Annotated in this window: 14 protein-coding genes; 5 read left to right on the top strand and 9 right to left on the bottom strand. The window is 74.4% G+C overall.

Annotated features, from left to right (window positions below):
• Position 1: 1 nt before the first annotated feature.
• Positions 2 to 631 (top strand): hypothetical protein, encoded by a 630-nt coding sequence (locus tag OHU74_RS03880; RefSeq protein ID WP_371619560.1) that lies wholly within the window; start codon positions 2 to 4, stop codon positions 629 to 631.
• A gap of 8 nt (positions 632 to 639) precedes the next feature.
• Complete coding sequence (locus OHU74_RS03875; RefSeq protein ID WP_371619559.1) at positions 640 to 1674, top strand: serine/threonine-protein kinase; 1035 nt, start codon at positions 640 to 642, stop codon at positions 1672 to 1674.
• On the opposite strand, the gene OHU74_RS03870 is transcribed toward OHU74_RS03875, so the two are convergent.
• Both OHU74_RS03870 and OHU74_RS03865 read right to left on the bottom strand, forming a co-directional pair.
• On the bottom strand, positions 1671 to 2057 hold the full coding sequence (locus OHU74_RS03870; RefSeq protein WP_371614578.1) for a hypothetical protein: 387 nt from the start codon (positions 2055 to 2057) through the stop codon (positions 1671 to 1673). The genes OHU74_RS03875 and OHU74_RS03870 overlap by 4 nt on opposite strands.
• Before the next feature lie 106 nt (positions 2058 to 2163).
• Positions 2164 to 3438 carry a streptophobe family protein gene (locus OHU74_RS03865; RefSeq protein WP_371614577.1) on the bottom strand — a complete coding sequence of 425 codons (1275 nt, stop codon included), beginning with the start codon at positions 3436 to 3438 and terminating at the stop codon, positions 2164 to 2166.
• A gap of 274 nt (positions 3439 to 3712) precedes the next feature.
• On the opposite strand from OHU74_RS03865, the gene OHU74_RS03860 reads away from it, so the two are divergent.
• Positions 3713 to 5089 (top strand): DUF6777 domain-containing protein, encoded by a 1377-nt coding sequence (locus OHU74_RS03860; RefSeq protein WP_371619558.1) that lies wholly within the window; start codon positions 3713 to 3715, stop codon positions 5087 to 5089.
• Positions 5090 to 5223: 134 nt separating this feature from the next.
• Here OHU74_RS03860 and OHU74_RS03855 read toward each other — a convergent pair whose 3' ends face one another.
• The 3 genes from OHU74_RS03855 to OHU74_RS03845 all read right to left on the bottom strand — a co-directional run bounded on the left by OHU74_RS03855 (position 5224) and on the right by OHU74_RS03845 (position 8093).
• Positions 5224 to 5667 (bottom strand): hypothetical protein, encoded by a 444-nt coding sequence (locus tag OHU74_RS03855; protein ID WP_371614576.1) that lies wholly within the window; start codon positions 5665 to 5667, stop codon positions 5224 to 5226.
• 299 nt (positions 5668 to 5966) lie between these two features.
• On the bottom strand, positions 5967 to 6884 hold the full coding sequence (locus tag OHU74_RS03850; protein ID WP_371614575.1) for a C40 family peptidase: 918 nt from the start codon (positions 6882 to 6884) through the stop codon (positions 5967 to 5969).
• Between the two features lie 30 nt (positions 6885 to 6914).
• On the bottom strand, positions 6915 to 8093 hold the full coding sequence (locus OHU74_RS03845) for an SPFH domain-containing protein (RefSeq protein ID WP_371614574.1): 1179 nt from the start codon (positions 8091 to 8093) through the stop codon (positions 6915 to 6917).
• Positions 8094 to 8736: 643 nt separating this feature from the next.
• On the opposite strand from OHU74_RS03845, the gene OHU74_RS03840 reads away from it, so the two are divergent.
• On the top strand, positions 8737 to 10851 hold the full coding sequence (locus OHU74_RS03840) for a SpoIIE family protein phosphatase (protein WP_371619557.1): 2115 nt from the start codon (positions 8737 to 8739) through the stop codon (positions 10849 to 10851).
• A 3-nt stretch (positions 10852 to 10854) separates the two neighbouring features.
• On the opposite strand, the gene OHU74_RS03835 is transcribed toward OHU74_RS03840, so the two are convergent.
• On the bottom strand, positions 10855 to 11559 hold the full coding sequence (locus OHU74_RS03835; RefSeq protein WP_371614573.1) for a DUF4328 domain-containing protein: 705 nt from the start codon (positions 11557 to 11559) through the stop codon (positions 10855 to 10857).
• 265 nt (positions 11560 to 11824) lie between these two features.
• Here OHU74_RS03835 and OHU74_RS03830 point away from each other — a divergent pair, with 265 nt between their 5' ends.
• Positions 11825 to 14599, top strand: coding sequence for a phosphodiester glycosidase family protein (locus OHU74_RS03830; RefSeq protein ID WP_371614572.1), 2775 nt, complete (start codon positions 11825 to 11827; stop codon positions 14597 to 14599).
• A gap of 15 nt (positions 14600 to 14614) precedes the next feature.
• Here OHU74_RS03830 and OHU74_RS03825 read toward each other — a convergent pair whose 3' ends face one another.
• From OHU74_RS03825 to OHU74_RS03815, 3 genes are all read right to left on the bottom strand, one after another.
• On the bottom strand, positions 14615 to 15049 hold the full coding sequence (locus OHU74_RS03825; RefSeq protein WP_371614571.1) for a GNAT family N-acetyltransferase: 435 nt from the start codon (positions 15047 to 15049) through the stop codon (positions 14615 to 14617).
• Between the two features lie 42 nt (positions 15050 to 15091).
• A complete protein-coding gene (locus tag OHU74_RS03820) occupies positions 15092 to 15595 on the bottom strand; it encodes an FBP domain-containing protein (protein ID WP_371619556.1) in 504 nt (167 codons plus the stop codon).
• An 83-nt stretch (positions 15596 to 15678) separates the two neighbouring features.
• Positions 15679 to 17682, bottom strand: a complete 2004-nt coding sequence (locus OHU74_RS03815) for an ABC transporter permease (protein WP_371614570.1) — start codon at positions 17680 to 17682, stop codon at positions 15679 to 15681.
• Between the last annotated feature and the right edge of the window lie 77 nt (positions 17683 to 17759).

The following is a 17759-nucleotide window of genomic DNA, read 5'->3' as shown; positions in this document are numbered from 1 at the left end:
GATGCCCGGCCCGGCCGCCGACTTCCGGCCCACCCACGTCGTGCCCCAGGAGGGCCTGCCCGCCTGGGAGACCCCCGACCCCTCCCGGCCCACCACCGCCCTGGACGCCTTCCTGCCCGTGCGGCTGCTGGCCCGGCGCGGCGAATGGGGGGAGATCCTGTGCGCCAACGGCTGGTCCGCCTGGGTGGACGGCCGCCTCCTCGTCGCCGTCCCGCAGCCCCCGCCCACGGGCGGCCGTCCGCTGACGCGCACCGAGGACCCGCAGCCGCTGCTCGCGCACGGCGCCGAACTGCTGGACCGCTACCGGCGGGCGGTCTCCGAACTCGCCGCCGGGCGGCTCGACGCCGAGGCCTTCCGGCGCTCCACCCGGGGCATGCGGGCCGGGATCGTCCTCGACGGGGAGTCCGTGTGGCTCTACGACGACACGGCGGCACGGTGGATGTACGCGGACGGGAGCCGCCTGATGACCTACGCGGTCGACGCGGGGCCGGGTGCTCCGCCCGCGCGGGAGGCACCGCCGCGGGAATCGGACGCGGCAGGAGCGGCCGACGTACGAAAGGACCCGGCCGAGCCCGCGCCCGCGCACCCGCCCACCCGGATCGTCGGACCGGCCGGGCCGGAGGCGGGGTGATGGGGGCGATGGGCTCGGCGCCGAGCGGCGACCCGGAGGCGGGCGGTGACCCGGGGCCGGGCGGGGGCCCGGTGCGCGGGCGCGCCGGTGACCTGCGGGGACGGCGGATCGCCGGCTACGTCGTGGAGGAGGAGATCGGCCGCGGCGGGATGGCGGTGGTCTACCGCGCCCACGACGTACGCCTCGACCGGACGGTGGCGCTCAAGCTCCTCGCGCCCGAGCTGGCGCGCAACGACACCTTCCGGCAGCGGTTCGCGCACGAGTCGAAGGTCGCGGCGGCCATCGACCACCCGCACATCGTGCCCGTCTTCGAAGCGGGCGAGACGGACGGGATGCTCTACATCGCCATGCGGTACGTGGCCGGCCAGGACCTGCGGGCCCTGCTGGACCGGACGGGCCCGCTGCCCGTGGACACGGCGGCCCGGATCGCCGGTCAGGTCGCCTCGGCGCTGGACGCGGCGCACGCCCACGACCTGGTCCACCGGGACGTGAAACCCGGCAACATCCTCGTCGCGGCGGGCACCGACAGCGAGCACCCGGAGCACGTCTACCTCACGGACTTCGGGCTGACGAAGAAATCGCTGTCGCTGACCGGGTTCACGAGCGTCGGCCAGTTCGTCGGGACCCTGGACTACGTGGCGCCCGAGCAGATCTCCGGGAAGCCGGTGGACGGGCGCTGCGACGTCTACAGCCTGGGGTGCGTGGTCTACGAAACCCTGGCCGGCGGCCCGCCGTTCCAGCGCGACGACGACATGGCCCTGCTCTGGGCCCACCAGTACGACCCGCCGCCCCCGGTGTCATCGCGGCGGTCCGGCCTGCCGGCCGGGGTGGACGAGGTCCTGGCGCGGGCCCTGGCGAAGTCGCCGGAGGACCGGTGGGAGAGCTGCCTGGAGTTCACGGGGGCGCTGCGCCGAGCGGGGGCGGGGGCGACGTCGTCGGGGGCCGGGGCCGGGGCCGGGGCGGGGCCGGGCGACGCGGTGGCGCCGCCGCCTCGGTGGGCCCTGCCGGTGTTCCGGGCCGCCTCGCCGACGGAGACGACCTAGTCGCCGTCCGCGGAGGGCACGCACACGACGTGGGCGGTGACCTCGGCGTGCGAGGCCGAGGCGTACCAGCCCTTGCGGCCGGCGCCGTCGAGGACGGGGTGGCTGGCCAGGACGGCGTGCCGGAGCGAGCCGTCGCGGGCGCGGTCCCAGCGCGCGGTGGAGTATCCGCCGGACTGCACGGTCGTGCCGCGCGGGCAGAACACCCGGCTGACGGAGACGGCTTGGGCGCTGGCGTCCTCGTGGCCCGGGTCGCCGGAGAGGTAACGGGTGCCGGGGCCGGTCGCCTGGGTGGGGAGGGCGGTGGAGAGGGTCAGCGCGAGCGCGGAGAGGGCAAGCAGGCCCGCGGCGTGAAGCGGCCGGAACAGGCCTTTGGTCATGTTCACGGAGGCGAGCGTGACATGCAGAAACGATCCCCCGATGAACCGATTTCTGTCGATTCACTCGTACGGCGCAATCGTCGGTCCGGGCGGCGGGCCGCCGGTGAGCCGGTCAGCGGTGTCGGCGGCGGCTGGGGAGCAGCGCTCCGAGGAATCCGGCGGCCGCGCCCGCGACGAAGGCGAGGCCGACCGTGCGCCAGAGGAGCGCGCGCAGTTCCACCTTGCCGCTGAGGTCGCCGACGTCGCCGATGCCCAGGACCGACAGGCCGAACTGGGCCTGGACCCGGCCCAGTAGGCAGACCGCCAAGGTGGCCAGCGCCAGGGCCACGGCCAGGTGCAGCGCGTGCTGCCAGGGCCGGACACGGGCCGGGGAACGGGCGGCCGCCAGCGCGCCCGCGCCGATCAGCAGGACGGCGGCGAGCACCACCAGCCACCACACGCGGGAGTCCCGCTCCGCGAGCGAGGCCGCGTCGACGGTGGACAGGTCGGAGCCGGAGCCGGAACCGGTGGCGCGCAGCACCTGGTCCAGGACCTGTGGCATCGGCAGCCCGAACGGACCGTCGGCCTTGCCCTCCCAGGCCCCTCCGAAGCCGATCGTGAGGGCGAACCAGACCAGGTTCGGCAGGCCCAGCAGGATCACCGCCAGGGTGCGGTCCGCATGCCCCTGGGTCGCGGCCACTACCAGGCCGGTGCCGACGCCGATGACCACGTACGCCAGCAGGAGCGCGACCACGGCGGATGCCGCCGGCCGCACCGCCGCGTGGAAGCGGACCAGCGAGGCAGGGAGCGGCGCGCGGCGCGAGACCAGGAGGACGATCAGCAACAGGCCCAGGATCCAGAGCAGTCCGAAGCCGAGGGTGGCGGGGATCGCGGCCTTGAACCCCACCGTCGGTGTGGAGTCGAGGAGTTCGTCGATGTCTCCGATGGTCGAGTTGCCCGTGGAGATCGTGAAGTCCCGGCTGGCCAGGAGGGCGGTGCCCGTCAGCGCGGCCAGCCAGAGGATCACCAAGGGCGCGGCGCGGGCGAGGAGTTCGCGCGGTCCGGCCACCGCCCGGTGGCGCAGCGGGCGCAGGAAGAGCAGGCCGGCGGTCAGCGCCCCGGCCAGGCTGACGGACAGGGGGAGCACCGACAGGCTCGCGTCGGCCCCGGCCAGGAAACCGGCCCCGCCCGTCACGTCGACGGAGCCGCCGGCCGCCATCACCACGACGGCGGCGACCACGTGCGGGAACCCGCCGCCCGGCAGGTCTCCGGCTCCGGCCAGGACCAGGCCGGCCGCGGAGACCGCGGCCATCACGGCGAAGCCCGCGAGGACGGCCACGAGGGCGTCGCGCCAGGCTCGCGCGGTCGACGCCGACGTCGCCGGATGGGGTATTTCGGGATGAATCACCCCGACACCGTAGGCATCCCCGGCTTGCGGCCACCACCCGGACGGCGCACACAATGGTCGCCAGGAGCGTCAGAAATCCGGAGATCTCCGCATACCGCCTGCGGAACATCCACAGGGACCGGACTCCTCCGCCTGGGAAGAAGAGTCCGTGACCACACAACCCTCCGGTGAGCCGCCGCCGCAGCCCCCGTCGCAGCCCCCGTCGCAGGCACCCTCGCAGCCGTCGTCGTACCCCTCGTCGTCCGGGCGGCCCACGGGTCCGCCTTCCGGGCCGCTGTCCGGCGGGCGGGAAGGGCCGCCGTCGCCGCCGCCCGCGCCTCCCGGGGGATCCGGCGGGGCGGGTGGTCCGGGTGGTCCAGGCGGTCAGGGTGGTCCTTCCGGAGGAGCGTCCGGGCCGCCGCCGAAGCCCTGGTGGCGGTCCGTTCCCCGCCTCGCCACCGCGATCGTCGCCCTCGCCGCCGCCGTGACCCTGGCCGTCGTACTGACCAGGCCGACCGGCGGCGGCGCCACCTCCGCGGGCGGCGAGGTGTTCCTGCAGCCCGCCGCGGCGTCGGGGCCGGACCCCTTCACCGAGTCCACCGCCGCCGAGCAGGCCACACCGCCGCCGGAGAGCCCGCCGCCGTCCGCGGCTCCCGCCACCGGGACCGCGACCGCGACCACGGTCACGCGGAGCGTCGCCGGGTCCTCGCCGGGCCTCTACGGGGGCACGAGGGACGTAGCCAGCTGCGACGTCGAGAAGCAGATCAAGGTGCTGTCGGGGCAGCCGGCGAAGAACGCCGCGTTCGCCTCGGCGCTCGGCCTCCAGCCGTCGGCCGTACCCGGCTACCTCCGCTCGCTCACCCCGGTCCAGCTGCGCATGGACACCCGGGTCACCAACCACGGCTACCGGGACGGCAGGGCCACCGCCTACCAGGCCGTGCTCCAGGCCGGGACGGCCGTGCTCGTGGACGACCGCGGCGTGCCGAGGGTGCGGTGCGCGTGCGGGAACCCGCTGGGGTCCCCGGTGGCGCTGCGGGCCGACCCGAAGCACTCCGGACAGCCCTGGACCTCGTACCGGCCCGCGCAGGTCGTGGTCATCGCGCCGTCCGTGACCATCGTGAACACCTTCGTGATCTACGACCACCACGACCGCCGCTGGTACGAGCGCGACCGGGGCGACCACCACGGCAAGCACGACAAGCCGATCCCGCCGCCGATCTTCCCGACCCAGCCGCCGACCCCCTCCCCGTCCCCGGTCACCTCCCCTCCGGTGACCTCGCCCCCGCCGTCATCCCAGTCCCCGTCGCCCTCTGTCTCACCCTCACCCTCGGCATCCGAGTCGACTTCGCAGTCCCCGTCGGTCTCGCCCTCGGAATCCGAGTCCCCCTCGGCATCGCCGTCGACGTCCCCGCCGGAGTCGCCGTCCGCGTCCCCGGCGATCGCGCCGTCCGAGTCCGAGTCCGAGTCCGCTTCCACGTCCGCCTCCACCTCGGAGTCCGCTTCGGAGCCCGCGTCGCAGTCGCCGTCCGCGGACGAGTCCCAGGCGGTCTCCGAGTCCGCCCCCGCCCCGCCCTCCGCGGCCTGCCCGTCCCTGACGGGCGGCGCGGTCGTGCCCCCGGTCCAGGGCACCCCCACGACCTCGTGCCCGCCGTCCGGCACGGCCGTCCGGTAGCCCAGGCTCCCGCAGCAAGCGAAAGCCTCCCCGGGGCGAACGGCCCTCGGGGAGGCTTCGGGACGGACAGGCCGATGTCGCCGATTCCGACGGCCACGTCGTCCTGCGCTACGGCAAGATCCGAAAGAGACGGCCTAGGTCGACGACCCGCTGTCTGCCGCGTCGAGTGGAGCTCTGAGGAGCCGGGCCGCGGGCCGGTCCACGTTCCACTCACGTGGCAGGGCCTCGTCGCAGAAGACACAGAAGAAGTCTCCCTCGCGCACGATGTTGAGCTGTCGACAGGCGGGGCAGCGCCGGAACTCGACCTCGTGCGTGAAGCCGGACGGGCGGGCGACCCCGGCGCGGTCCAGGGCCTCGGCGACGGCCGGCCAGGAGCCGACGTCCGGGCAGTAACCGGTCGACTGATTGCTGACCTCGTCGACCGCCCACCTCCCGGACTCCTGCCTGAAGCCGATCTCGCCGGCGCCCAGAACCGCTTCTCCAGCAGCACACACCACGTGCTCGCTACGCCGCGGCGCGAGCCGCAGCACACCGGCCGCATCCACGACGAAGGTGAAGGGATCGGCCAATTCCTCCACCGTTCGATCCGCAGTCCACTCGTTGAAGTCGGCCGGAGAACGCATGCTCCGACCCGCTCGGTCCGGTCGGACAAGACTCCTCAACTCGGCCGGTCCGACGTAGTGATAGCTCCGTCGCTCGTCCGCCACCCGCCGGACCCCTTCAGCATGCAGCGCGACCACGAGCTCCCCCTCGACCAAGGCCACAACCAGAGGCCAGTGTCCCGCACCGTCCGGCCGGCTGGTCGAGTGTGATCTCGACCAGCCGGCCGTCAGGGCACCGATGGCCGGCGCGAGCGTTCGGTGGCGCGTCCTGTCCGTTAGCGGACGCGGCCGTACATGTTCGGGTTGTACGCGCTGAAGCTGGAGATGCGGACCTGCTTGCCCGGGCGGGGGGCTTCGAGGTATTTGCCGTCGCCGAGGTAGATGGCGACGTGGTGGATGCCCGAGGTGCTGCCGTTCGAGGTCCAGAAGACCAGGTCGCCGCGGCGCAGTTCGGAGCGGGAGATCGGGGTGGTGGCCCGGTACTGGTCGGAGGCCACGCGGGGGAGGGAGATGCCCGCGGAGCGGTAGGCGGCCTGCACCAGGCCCGAGCAGTCCCAGCCGTGCGGGCCGTTGCCGCCCCAGACGTAGTTGTCGCCGAGGTGGCTGTTCGCGAAGGAGATGGCGCCTTCGGTGCCCTGGCGGACGGGAGTGCCGGAGCTGCCCGAGGAACCGCCGGAGGAGCCCGACGAGCCCGAGCCGCCGGAGGAGCCGGAACCGCCTGCGTAGCGTTCGTACTTGTCCTTGTGGCTGGTCCAGCGCCACCAGCCGGTCCCGTCCTTGTACCAGTACACCCGGTCCGTCGAGTCCCAGCCCGCGCGGCCACGGAAGGTCGGCTCGGAGGTGCGTACCGAGGAGGAAGAGGAGGAGGCCGAGGAGCCTGAGGAGGGCTTTGAGGCGCTGGAACTGCCGCCGTTCGCCATGTACTTGCTGTAGTGGCTGGTCCAGCGCCACCAGCCGGTCGCGTCCTTGTACCAGTACTTCGAGCCGTCCCAGCCCGCTCGGGCCGGGGCCGGTTCGGCGGAGGCGGCGCCCACGCCGGTGCCCATCAGCAGCGTCGCACCGACGGCCGCGACCACGGCTCCGCGCAGGGTGCAGCGGCGGCGGGTGGCGGACTTGACGGCCGTCGTGCCCCGCGCGCAGCCGGCGCAGTCGCAGGTGTCGGGTATCTCTTCGGTGAACTCGGGCGTGCGCATGCAGGATTCCTTATCCCTCGGGGGTGTTCTTCAGTGGGCGTCGACGGCAGGGCCGCGCGCCGTGTAGAAGGCCACGGTCAAGTCTTTGACCAGGGCCTTGCGTTCGTAGTCGTCCAGGCCCACGAGCCCGCGGTCCGACATCCGGTGAACGGTGTCGTCGACCGCGTCGAGGACGGAGGTCAGGACGGAGTCCCGGTGCCGGGCGTCGATCGAGGCGATCCGGCGGCGCTGCATCGCGGCGGCGACCTCGGGCGCGTACTCCACGTTCAACGGCCGGGCGGAGAAGACCTCGATGCCCACGGCCTTGCACTCGGCGGCGAGCATCCGGGTCAGCTCGTCGCCCACGGCCTCGGTGTCGCGCAGGGTCTCCGGTTCGGCGGGTGCCGGGCCGAAGGAGTCGGCGGGCATCCGGGAGAGCACCCGGGCGACCGCGGACTCCACCTGCCCGCGCAGGTAGGAGGTGTGGTCGTCCACCGCGAGCAGTGCGCGGGCGGTGTCCCTGACCCGCCATACGACGAGGACCACGGACCGCAGTGCGGTGCCCTCGGCGTCGACGACGCAGAGCGGCTCGCTGCGCCAGTGCCGCAGCCGTACGTCGACCCGTGCGTGCCGGGGCAGCGGGCTGGACCAGACGAGGCCGGTGCGCCGGATCGTGCCCCGGTAGCGTCCGAAGAGGGTGAGCGACCAGGCGTGGCCGGTACGGCCGCGGCGCAGTCCGGCGAGGGCCGCGAGGGTGAGGAGCGCGCAGCCGGCGAAGAGGGCGAGCGGCCAGGCCTCGGCGGGGGAGGTGGAGGGGCGGAGCTCCTCGTACCGGGCGAGGGCGGCGCCGCCGCCCGTGGCGAGCACGGCGACGGCCAGGGCCCACCATCCGGAACAGGCCCGCGCGGGGCGTTCGGTGAGCTCGGGATCGAGCACGGCGGGCAGTGTCCGGGGGGAGGGTGTCGGAGGGGAGGGTGTCGGGGCCACCGGTGAGGCGGGCCGGGGTATCGACCCGCGGACGGCGGGCTGGCGGAGGGTGTCGGATTCCGGAGTTCCGGCCGCCGCCGCAGGGGACGGGCCGCCGCCGCGGGAGGCCTGCGCCCCCGGGACGCGGGGGCCGCCGGGGGTGCCGCTGCCGCCCGCGGTACGGGTGGGGGCTTCGGCCGCCGTGGCCGCCGTCTCGTCGCGGAAGAGCGGGCCGAGGACGAGCGGATCCCGGTACGGCCGCACGACGAGGCTGCCGCGGCCGGTCCGTGGGCCGGTGGCCCCACCGGGGTCCCGGGCGTCAACGGAGCCGCCGGGGGCGGCGGATATCCGGTCCGGGGACGGGGCCCCGTCCTGCTGTTCCCGCGTCCCTCCCTCCGCCCCTCCCTTCCTTCCGTCGGCCGGGCCTCCGGTCGTATTCGGCTCTTGCGACAAGCCACACCCCACACAGCCGTGGCGTCAACGTCCCTGTGTCGGAGGGCTTCTGACGCCGCTAAAGATGATCATGAGCTGATCAATCTTCGCGAAATCGTATAAGTCGTCCATTCGGTAAAGGTCACGACAGGCCAGGACTTTGGTCCTTTTTCGTGGGGATATGACCGAAAGCAGAGGCGGCTAGCGCATACGGAGGGTGATGATGCGCCCGACACGCCGGCCCCGTCCTGTGTGCATCGCGACGCCCGCGAACGCCGAGGAGGCGGGGCGGCGAGGAGGCGGGGCGGCGAGGAGGCGGGGCGGCGAGGTGACGCCGCGAACACCGGGTACGCCCGCCGCCCCGCGAACGGCGCGCCCGCCCGAAGGGTGAGACCCTGAGGGTGTGGCCGAAAGGGGAGTGACCCCTCAGGTCGAGTGGCCCGCCCGACCGGACACGAGCCTCGCGCTCAACCGCATGGGCACCTTCGACTGGGACCTCGACAGCGGGCAGATGTATCTGGACGCCACCGCTCTCGAGGTCGTAGATCTGCGCCCCGAGGAGTTCAGCGGCACCCCCGCTGGGCTCCGCCCCCGACTCGCCTCCGGCGAGGAGACCCGGCTCGACGCGCGGGTCGCGCAGGCGCTCAAGGGCGGCCGCAGCCACTACGGGGCCTACGTCCGCAGCCGCGCCCGGGACGGCTCCCCGGGCTGGACCCACATCCAGGGCCACATCCTGCGGGACCCGCACGGGCGCCCGTACCGGATCATCGGGATCATCCGCGACGCCGTCCACGACCCGGGCGAGCCCGGGGCCGGCGGGGAGCGGGACGAGGGCCGGCGCAGGCTCACCGGGGTCGTCGAGCGGACCACGGCGATCCTCGCGCACGCCCGTACGGTCAACGACGTCACCGACATCCTCAAGGACCCCGAGGCCCTGAGCCACCTCGGCGCGGTCAGCGTCATGCTCGGCGTGGTCGACGGCGGCCGCATCCACCTGGTCGCGGAGGGGCGGCTCGGCGCGTACGTCCCGGAGACCGAGTACACGCGGATCGACGCCCCGCTGCCGCTGAGCGAGGCCGTACGGGGTCTGCGGCCGGTCTACCTCGGCTCCCGCGAGGAGTTCCAGAGCCGCTACCCGCTGCTGTGGCCGTACATCGAGCCGCTCGACGTCCGCAGCGGGGTCTACCTGCCGCTCATCGCCCAGGGGCGGCCCATCGGCGCCCTCGGACTGCTCTACACGCGGGACGGAGACTTCACCGCCGAGGAGCAGAACGTGCTGATGGCCCTCGGTAGCGGCATCGCCCAGAGCCTCCAGCGCGCCATCCTCTTCGAGCAGGAGCACGATCTCGCCGAGGGCCTCCAGCGGGCCATGCTGCCGCGCCGGATACCGGAGGTGGCGGGGGCGCGGATCGCCGTACGGTACCGGGCGGCCCGGATGGGGCGGGACATCGGCGGCGACTGGTACGACGTGATCCCGCTCGACGGCGGCCGCGTCGGCGTGATGATCGGCGACGTGGAGGGGCACGACACGGACGCCGCCGCGGTCATGGGGCAGCTGCGGATCGCGCTGCGCGCGTACATCTCCGAGGGGCACACCCCGGGCGCGGCCATGGCCCGGGCCTCGGCCTTCCTCCGGGAACTGGAGACGGAACGGTTCGCCACGTGCACGTACGCCGAGATCGACCTCACCACCGGCGCCTGCAGGATGGTGCGCGCCGGGCACCTCGACCCGGTGGTCCGGCGCGGTGACGGCAGCTGCCACCGGATCCAGGTGGTGGGCGGTCTGCCGCTGGGCCTGCCGGCCAATGAACCGCCGGACGGCCGCGCCGCAGGTACGGGATTCCCCGTCACCAGCCTGGACCTGCACCCCGGCGACACCCTGCTGCTGTGCACGGACGGCCTGACCGACCGGCCCGGCCAGGACACCGAGACGGGCATGCGGGAATTCATGGAGGCCGTCCGGAGCGGACCGGCCGACGTGGAGGAACTCGCCGACGTCCTGTGCGACCTGGTCGGCGACTCCGGGGGCGGGGACGACATGGCGCTGCTCCTGCTGCGCCGCCGCGGCGCCCCCGCCCCGCGCGGCGGCGGTCCGCTGCGCCACAGCCTGAACCCCGGAGACCGCGACGCCCCGGCGATGGCCCGGCACCTGATCCGGGCGGCGGTCGCGGCCTGGGGCGCGTGGGACCAGGCCGACGAGATCGAGCTGGCGGCGGACGAGCTGATGACCAACGCCCTGGTCCACACGGACGGGGTCGGCCAGGTCAGCATGCGGCTGACCCCGGACGGGCGGATCCGGATCGAGGTGGAGGACACCAGCAGCGCCCTGCCGCGGCAGCGCGAGGCGGGCGACTGGGCGGTGTCGGGTCGGGGGCTGCTGCTGGTGGACCGGCTGGCGGACGCGTGGGGCGTGGAGCCGCGGGGCGGCGGGAAGTGCGTGTGGTGCGAGTTCACCATCCCGGTCCGGCCGCCCGCGCCGGGCTCCGGGCCGGGTTCCGCACCGGACTCCGGGCCGGACTCCGCGCCCGGCGGTCCCGGCGCGCCCGGCGGTCCCGGCGGTCCCGGCGGTCCCGGTCCCCGGGTGGTGTGAGGACTACGCGGCTTCGTACGGGCCCTGCGCGGCCTTGAGGGTCTGCAGGGCCGTCAGCTTGCGGACGAAGCGGATCGCGAGGACGGTCGCGGCGGCGAGCAGCAGACCCTGCGGGACACCGGCCGCGGCGGCGCCGGAGAGCTCCTCGAAGGTGTCGGCCCCGTCGTACAGGTAGGTGAAGATCCGGTCGGCGACCAGCGCCGCGACCCAGGTGAGCCACCAGGTCGTGACGGGGGCCTGGGACACGGACCGGTAGGAGCCGTCCTTGCGCAGCTGGATGCTGGCGGCCCACATCTCCTTGGACATCGTGTAGGGGATGAAGAGATTGCCGACGGGGATGAACCACGCACCGATGGCCCAGCCCTGGGAGCGTGTGACCGCACCCGGGTTGAAGATCTCGGCATTGCCGTAGGCGCGGTGGAACCAGATGACGAACAGGACCGCGGTGGCGAGCATCAGCGGCAGCTGGAGGAGGGTGCCCAGGATCATCAGGCCCTCCGGCAGGGTCTCCGCGGGGAGGGGGCCCGTGTACGACCCGGTGCCCGCGGTCGCGCTGACGTACAGGCTCAAACCCGCCGAGACCAGGCTGATCACGCCGGTCAGCACGAGCAGCACGGTCGTCGCCGTCGCGAGGCCCCGCGGCGAGCGCAGCATGGGGAGCGGCTCTGAGGCGTAGTTGGGCGGTGAGCCGGGCGGGCTGAAGGACATGAGGTGGTACCCCCCACGGGAACGCGTGACCTACGGAGAAGGGCCCACTGCTCCGCGGGCGCGGTTGAACATATGTCAGCGCCGGAGCCACGTCCAATGGCCTTTTGCGAGGTCAGAGGCGTGACGGGGTGCGGATGGGTACCGATGGGTGTTGATGGGCTCCGATGGGAGCCGATGGGTGCAGATCCGGTCAAATGGCTGATTCACGCGAGGGTCGTGCTGTGCTTGTCGGGTTGTATGCCTTGGGTGGGTCGATCCTGCCTGGGTGCCGACCCTGCGCCCGCTCCTGCCCGTCCTGCCCGTGCTGTTCACCGTGCTCCTCGTCGCCCCGGCGGGCCACGCCGCCGCGGTCGGGCCGGACGCCGGAGGCATCGAGACCGCCCGGACCTCCCGGCAGGTCGCCCCCGGGATCCGGCTGGAATCGTACGACCGGCTCGAAGCCGACCGGTGGCTGCGGATCGACGAGCTCGACGTAGACCTCGGCGGTCCGGGCGGCTCCGGCGCTGCTCCCGGGGCGCGGGCCGAGTACCTGGGGGCCGGCGGGGGCCGCGGCGTCGCCACCGTCGCCGACTCCGCCGCCCGCCACCCCGCCGGGCCCGGCCGTCGCGTGGTCGCCGCGGTCAACGGAGACTTCTTCGACATCCGGGGTACGGGCGCCCCCCTCGGCCCCGGCATCGGCGCCGGCCGGCTGCTGCACTCGGCCTCCCCGGGCGCGGGCCAGGCGGTCGCCTTCGGCGCCGACGGCATCGGCCGGGTGCTGCGCATCGCCCTGGACGGGAGCGTCACCCTGCCCGGCGGCGCGGTCCGCCCGCTCGCCGGATACAACACCGCCCGGCCGCCCGCCGAAGGCTTCGCCGCCTACACCGCCGACTGGCCGGCGGCCGAACTCCCGCCGCTCGGCCCGGCCGTGGAACTGCGCGAAGGCAAGGTGGCCGCCGTCCGGGCGGCCGCACGCAGGCCCGCGCGCCGGGAGCGCCCCGCACCCGGTACCACCCTGCTGGTCGCCGGCGGCGCTGCGGCGACCGAACTCGCCGCCCTGCGGCCCGGGGACGCCGTCACCGTCACCGCCCGGCCCGCCGTGCCCGGGGGCGGCCCGCTCCCGGTCGGCGCCGTCGGCGGCCGGGAGGCGCTCGTCGTGGCCGGGGTCGCGCAGAACCACGACGGCGAGCCGAACAACACCGCCGCCCCGCGCACCGCCGCCGGGTTCTCCCGCGACGGCCGGTGGCTGCGCCTGATCACCGTGGACGGCCGCCAGCGCGACAGCGGAGGCCTGACGCTGACGGCGCTCGGCCGGATGATGCTCCGGCTCGGCGCCTACGAGGCCCTCAACCTGGACGGCGGCGGATCCTCCACCCTGCTCGCCGCCCTGACCGGCGACAAGGCCCTGACCTTGGAGAATTCCCCGTCCGACGGTCACCTCCGCCCGGTCCCCAATGGGCTCGTACTGACCGCCCCGGCGGGTTCCGGCCGGGCCGCCGGGTACCGCGTGGAGCCCCTGGGCGGCCTCGGCGGCGCTACGGCCCGGCTCTTCCCCGGGCTCAGCCGCACCCTCACCGCCACCCCGTACGACTCCGCGCTCGGCCCCGTGTCCGGACCGGCTGGACCGGCTGGACCGGCTGGACCGGCTGGACCGGCCGGGGCGGCCCCCGTCTGGTCCGCCGAGGGAGACCGCGCACGGATCGACCCCGCCGGGGTGCTGCGCGGGCTGCGCCCCGGCCGGGTCGACGTGCACGCCCGGGGTGCGGCGGCCCACGGAACCCTCGGCCTGGAGGTCCTCGGCCCGCTGGCCGGGGTCCGGGTCACCCCGGACCGGATCGGGTTCGCGGAGGAGGGGGAGAGCGCCCGGTTCGCCCTGACCGGTTACGACGCGCAGGGCGCCGCCGCCACCGTCGAACCCCGGGACGTGGCGCTGGAGTTCGACCGCTCGCGGTGGAGCGTCACCGAAGACGGACGCGGCGGCTTCACCGTGACCGCCCGGGTTCCGCACGCCACCGGTCAACTGCGCGCCGCCGTACGGGGGAACCGCACCGCGACGGCCGAACTGGCCCTCGGCGTGGGGCTGTCGGACAGGTCGCTCGCTGACCTCGAAGACGCCGACCGGTGGACCGGCCGGGGGACCGCCCCGGCGCCGGGCCACCCCGGCCGGGGGCTCGCCCTCACGCTCCCCGCCGCCGCGCAGACCCCGGACCCGGCGTCGAGCACCGCCGCGACCCCGCCCCGGCCGCTTCCCGTGCCGGAGCTGGCCCGCTCGCTCTCGCTCTGGGTCGACGGCGACGGCTCCGGAGCCCGCCCCGCCGTGGAACTCGCCGACGCGGACGGGGGAGCGCTCACGCTTCGCGGGCCGGCCGTGGACTGGACCGGCTGGCGGGAGATCAACCTCCCGCTCCCGGCGACGGCGGAGCGTCCGTACGCCGTGACCCGGCTCTCGGCCGCCGCCGGCCCGCGCCCCGCGCGGCTGCTGCTGGACACGCTGACGGCCCGGACTCCGCCGACCGGGTACGTCCGTACGGCCGTCACTCCGGATCCGATCGTGGCCACGGCAGCCCAAGTGCGGGCCAGGCCCTGGCGTTTTACGGTCCAGTCCGCGGCGGTCGCCACCCCGGTCGCCGCCCCGGGCGCAGACTTCGCACTGCCCGACCCGGCCCGCCCCGCCTTCGTCCACCGCGGCGTACGGTTCCTGTCGCTCGAAGCCGGGCTCCGCACCCTCGAAGGCGGCGGCCTGGCACGGATCAAGGCCCTGCGCACCGCTCTGGCGACCGCCGCCCGGGAGCCGGGCACGGGCGCGGTGGCCGTCGTACAGCCCTACGCACCACAGGCCGTGGACCGCAAGGAGGCCGCCCTGGAGCTGCACTACCTGGCGGAGTTCCGGCGCACCACCGGCAAACGGGCCGCCGTCATCACCCTGGACGCCCCCCGCTTCGCGGCCGGCCGCACCGAGGGCGTCCTCACGGTCGCGACCCCGCACACGGCCCGCACCCTGATCGGCGCGGACCCCTTCGCACCGGGCGACTGGCTCTCGGTACTGCCGTCCGGCGGTTAGTGCCGTGGCGGGGGATCAAGTGGTCCGGACCCGGGGGAGGCCGAAGGCTGCCATGCGCTTCTCCTCGTAGGAGAGGAAGCCGAGGCTGCGGTAGAACGCGGCGTTCTTCTGGCCCTGCGGGGTCGACTCGTGGTCGGTGGAGAGCAGGAAGAAGCGGCAGTGCGCGTACCGGGCCTTGAGGTGTTCGAGCAGGGCCCGGCCGATGCCCTGGCGGTGGAACCTCGGGTTCACCAGCAGGTCCTGGACGTAGCAAATGCTCTCGTCGTCCGAGACCGTGCGGGCGAGCCCGAGCAGGGTGCCGGACTCGTCCCGGGCGGTGATGACCAGGTGCGAGTTGGCGAGGCCGCGGCACAGCTTGTCGACGTCACGGGTGTAGCCCACCCACTCGACGGAGTCGTAGAGCTCGAACATCTCCTGCGGATCGAACACGTCCTCCTGCGCTATGCGCATGCCTCCGCCTCCCCCTTCCCGTCCCCCTTGGTCACCCACGGCTCAGCCGGTGATCCTGGCCGTGAACGCGTCCAGGTTCGCGAGGGCGCGGGCGATCTTCTCGTCCACCGTCAGTGTTTCCTCGAAGCCCCTGGTCTTCAGCTTCGGCTGCCGCTTGCCCCTGATGTAGAGGGAGCAGGCGAGGTCGGCGCAGACGTACGTGCCGACCGTGTTGCCCTCCCGGCCGCGGGCGCCCGCGAGCGGGGCGACGAGGAGGGTCACACCGGAGGAGGCGTGGCCGGTCAGGCAGATCTGGCAGATGCTCGACTTGAAGCCTCCCACGCGGTTCGCGGACGGTACACGCAGCGAGATGCCGATGGCGCCGCCGTCCGCCGCGGGCCGTACGAGGTGCGCGCGCTGCGGGGCGCCCGGATCCACCCAGCCGAGGAAGTCGAGGTCCTGCCAGGGGAGTTCGGCGAAGTCGGCCGGCAGCTTCATGCGGGCGGCCTCGCCCTTGGTGCAGTTCACGAAGGACGAGCGGATCTGTTGGTCGTTGAGCGGGTCCATGGACATGCACGCTACGGGGTGACATCGGCCCTGGCCAGCCGATTTCCGCCGGTCAGGGCCCTGGCGACGGCGACGGCCACGGCCTAGAGGCGGACGAGTGTGACCTCGGTCGCCTTCACGCTGGTCCACACCTCGGCGCCGTCGACGATGCCCAGTTCGGCCGCCGCCTCCGGGGTGATCTCCGCGACCAGGTCGGGGGCCTGCGCCGAGCCGATCAGCACGCGCAGGCGGCTGCCGACCGAGGTGATCTCCCGCACGGTGCCGGGCCAGACGTTACGGGGACTGCCGCTCGGACGGTCCCGGTGCACGGACACCGCCTCCGGGGCGATGATCGCGAGCGCCTGCGCACCCGCGGGCAGCGCCTCGGCCACCACCAGGCGGCCACCGCCGGCGAGTTCCAGTCCGTCCGCCGACGCCGTCCCGGGCCAGGCGTTGCGGCCGAGCATGCGGGCCACCCAGGGGGAGCGGGGGTGGCGGGTGACTTCGGAGGGCGGGGCGTCCTGGAGGGTGTGGCCGTCGGACAGTACGAGGACGCGGTCGGCGAGGGAGACCGCCTCGACGGGGTCGTGGGTGACGATCAGGCAGACTCCGCCGAAGCCGGCGAGGTGGGTGCGCAGGGTGTGGCGGACGTGGGCGCGGGTGGTCTGGTCGAGGGCGGCGAGGGGTTCGTCCAGGAGCAGCAGCCGGGGGCGGGCGGCCAGGGCGCGGGCCAGGGCGACGCGTTGGGCCTGGCCGCCGGAGAGCTGGGCGGGTTTGCGGTGGGCGAGGTGGCCGACGCCGAGCCGGTCCAGCCAGTCCTGCGCCTCGGCGCGGGCCCGCGCGCGCGGTACCCGGCGGGCGCGCAGCCCGTACGCGGTGTTGGCCAGCGCGCTCAGGTGGGGGAAGAGGGCTCCGTCCTGGGGGACCCAGGCGACCTGCCGCTGGTGCGGGGGAAGCGCGGTGACGTCGAGGCCGCCCAGCTTCAGTTCGGCGTGGGCGCGCGGGGTCAGGCCGAGGAGGGCCCGGAGCAGGGTGGTCTTGCCCGCGCCGTTCTCGCCGACGACGGCGATGGTGGTGCCGGGCTCGGCTTCGAGGGTGAGCTCGTTGAAACCGGTGACCGTGGCGTGCAGTGGCCAGGCGGGGGCCGCCGGCGCGGAGGCCTGATCCGTCGGGGCGGCCGCCGTCCTGCCGGGAGCCGTCTTGCCCGGAGCCGCGGAGTCCGGTGCACCCGCCGGAGCCACGCCGTCCATCGGGTGCGGACCGGGCGCCTCCTCGGCGATCACGGGTGCTTCGGCGGAGGCGCGGGCGACGGGAGTCCCCGTCCACCTGCCGCGCAGGCCGATGAGCACGCCCATGGCGATCGCGAGCAGCAGAAGGGATACGGAGGTGGCGGCCTCGGGCTGGTCCTGGAGCAGCAAGTAGACCTGGAGCGGCAGGGTCTGGGTGGTGCCGGGCAGGTTGCCCGCGAAGGTGATGGTGGCGCCGAACTCGCCCAGCGCGCGGGCCCAGGTCAGCGCGGCTCCGGCGATCAGCCCCGGGGCCACCATCGGCAGCGTCACCGTGAAGAACACGCGGACCGGCGTGGAACCGAGGGAGGCCGCGGTCTCCTCGTAGCTCTGCTTGAGGCCGCCGAGCGCGCCCTCCAGGCTGATCACGAGGAACGGCATCGCCACGAAGGTGGCCGCGAGGACCGCGCCCGAAGTGTGGAAGGGCAGCGTGATGCCGAAGGTGCCCTCCAGCCAGGGGCCGAGCAGCCCGCGCCGCCCGAACCCGAGCAGCAGGGCCACGCCGCCGACGGTGGGCGGCAGCACCATGGGGAGCAGGACGAGCGAGCGCACCAGTGCCTTGCCCTTGAACTCGACGCGGGCCAACAGCCAGGCGAGCGGCACCCCGAGGACGAGCGAGAGGCCGAGGGCCCACAGGGACACCAGCAGCGAGAGCCTGAGCGCCTCCACCACACCCGGACTGGTGAGGTGCGTGCCGAGCTCGCTCCACCGGGTCCGGCTGAGGATGCCGATCAGCGGCATCAGCAGGAACGCCACGGCGAGCAGCGCGGGGAGCGCGAGGGCCACGGGGGGCCGGGCGCGGTGGGTACGGAGTCTGCTCATATCGGGTTCCTGGCTGGGAAGCTGTGGCGGCGGGTGAAGCGTAGTGCGCGGGCGCGAGCACCCGGACATGAAGAAGA

The sequence above is a fragment of the Streptomyces sp. NBC_00454 genome, from assembly GCF_041434015.1.
Taxonomy (GTDB): Bacteria; Actinomycetota; Actinomycetes; order Streptomycetales; family Streptomycetaceae; genus Streptomyces.
The sequence above is the reverse complement of the archived record's forward strand: the minus strand, read 5'-3'. Positions and strand labels throughout refer to the sequence as shown.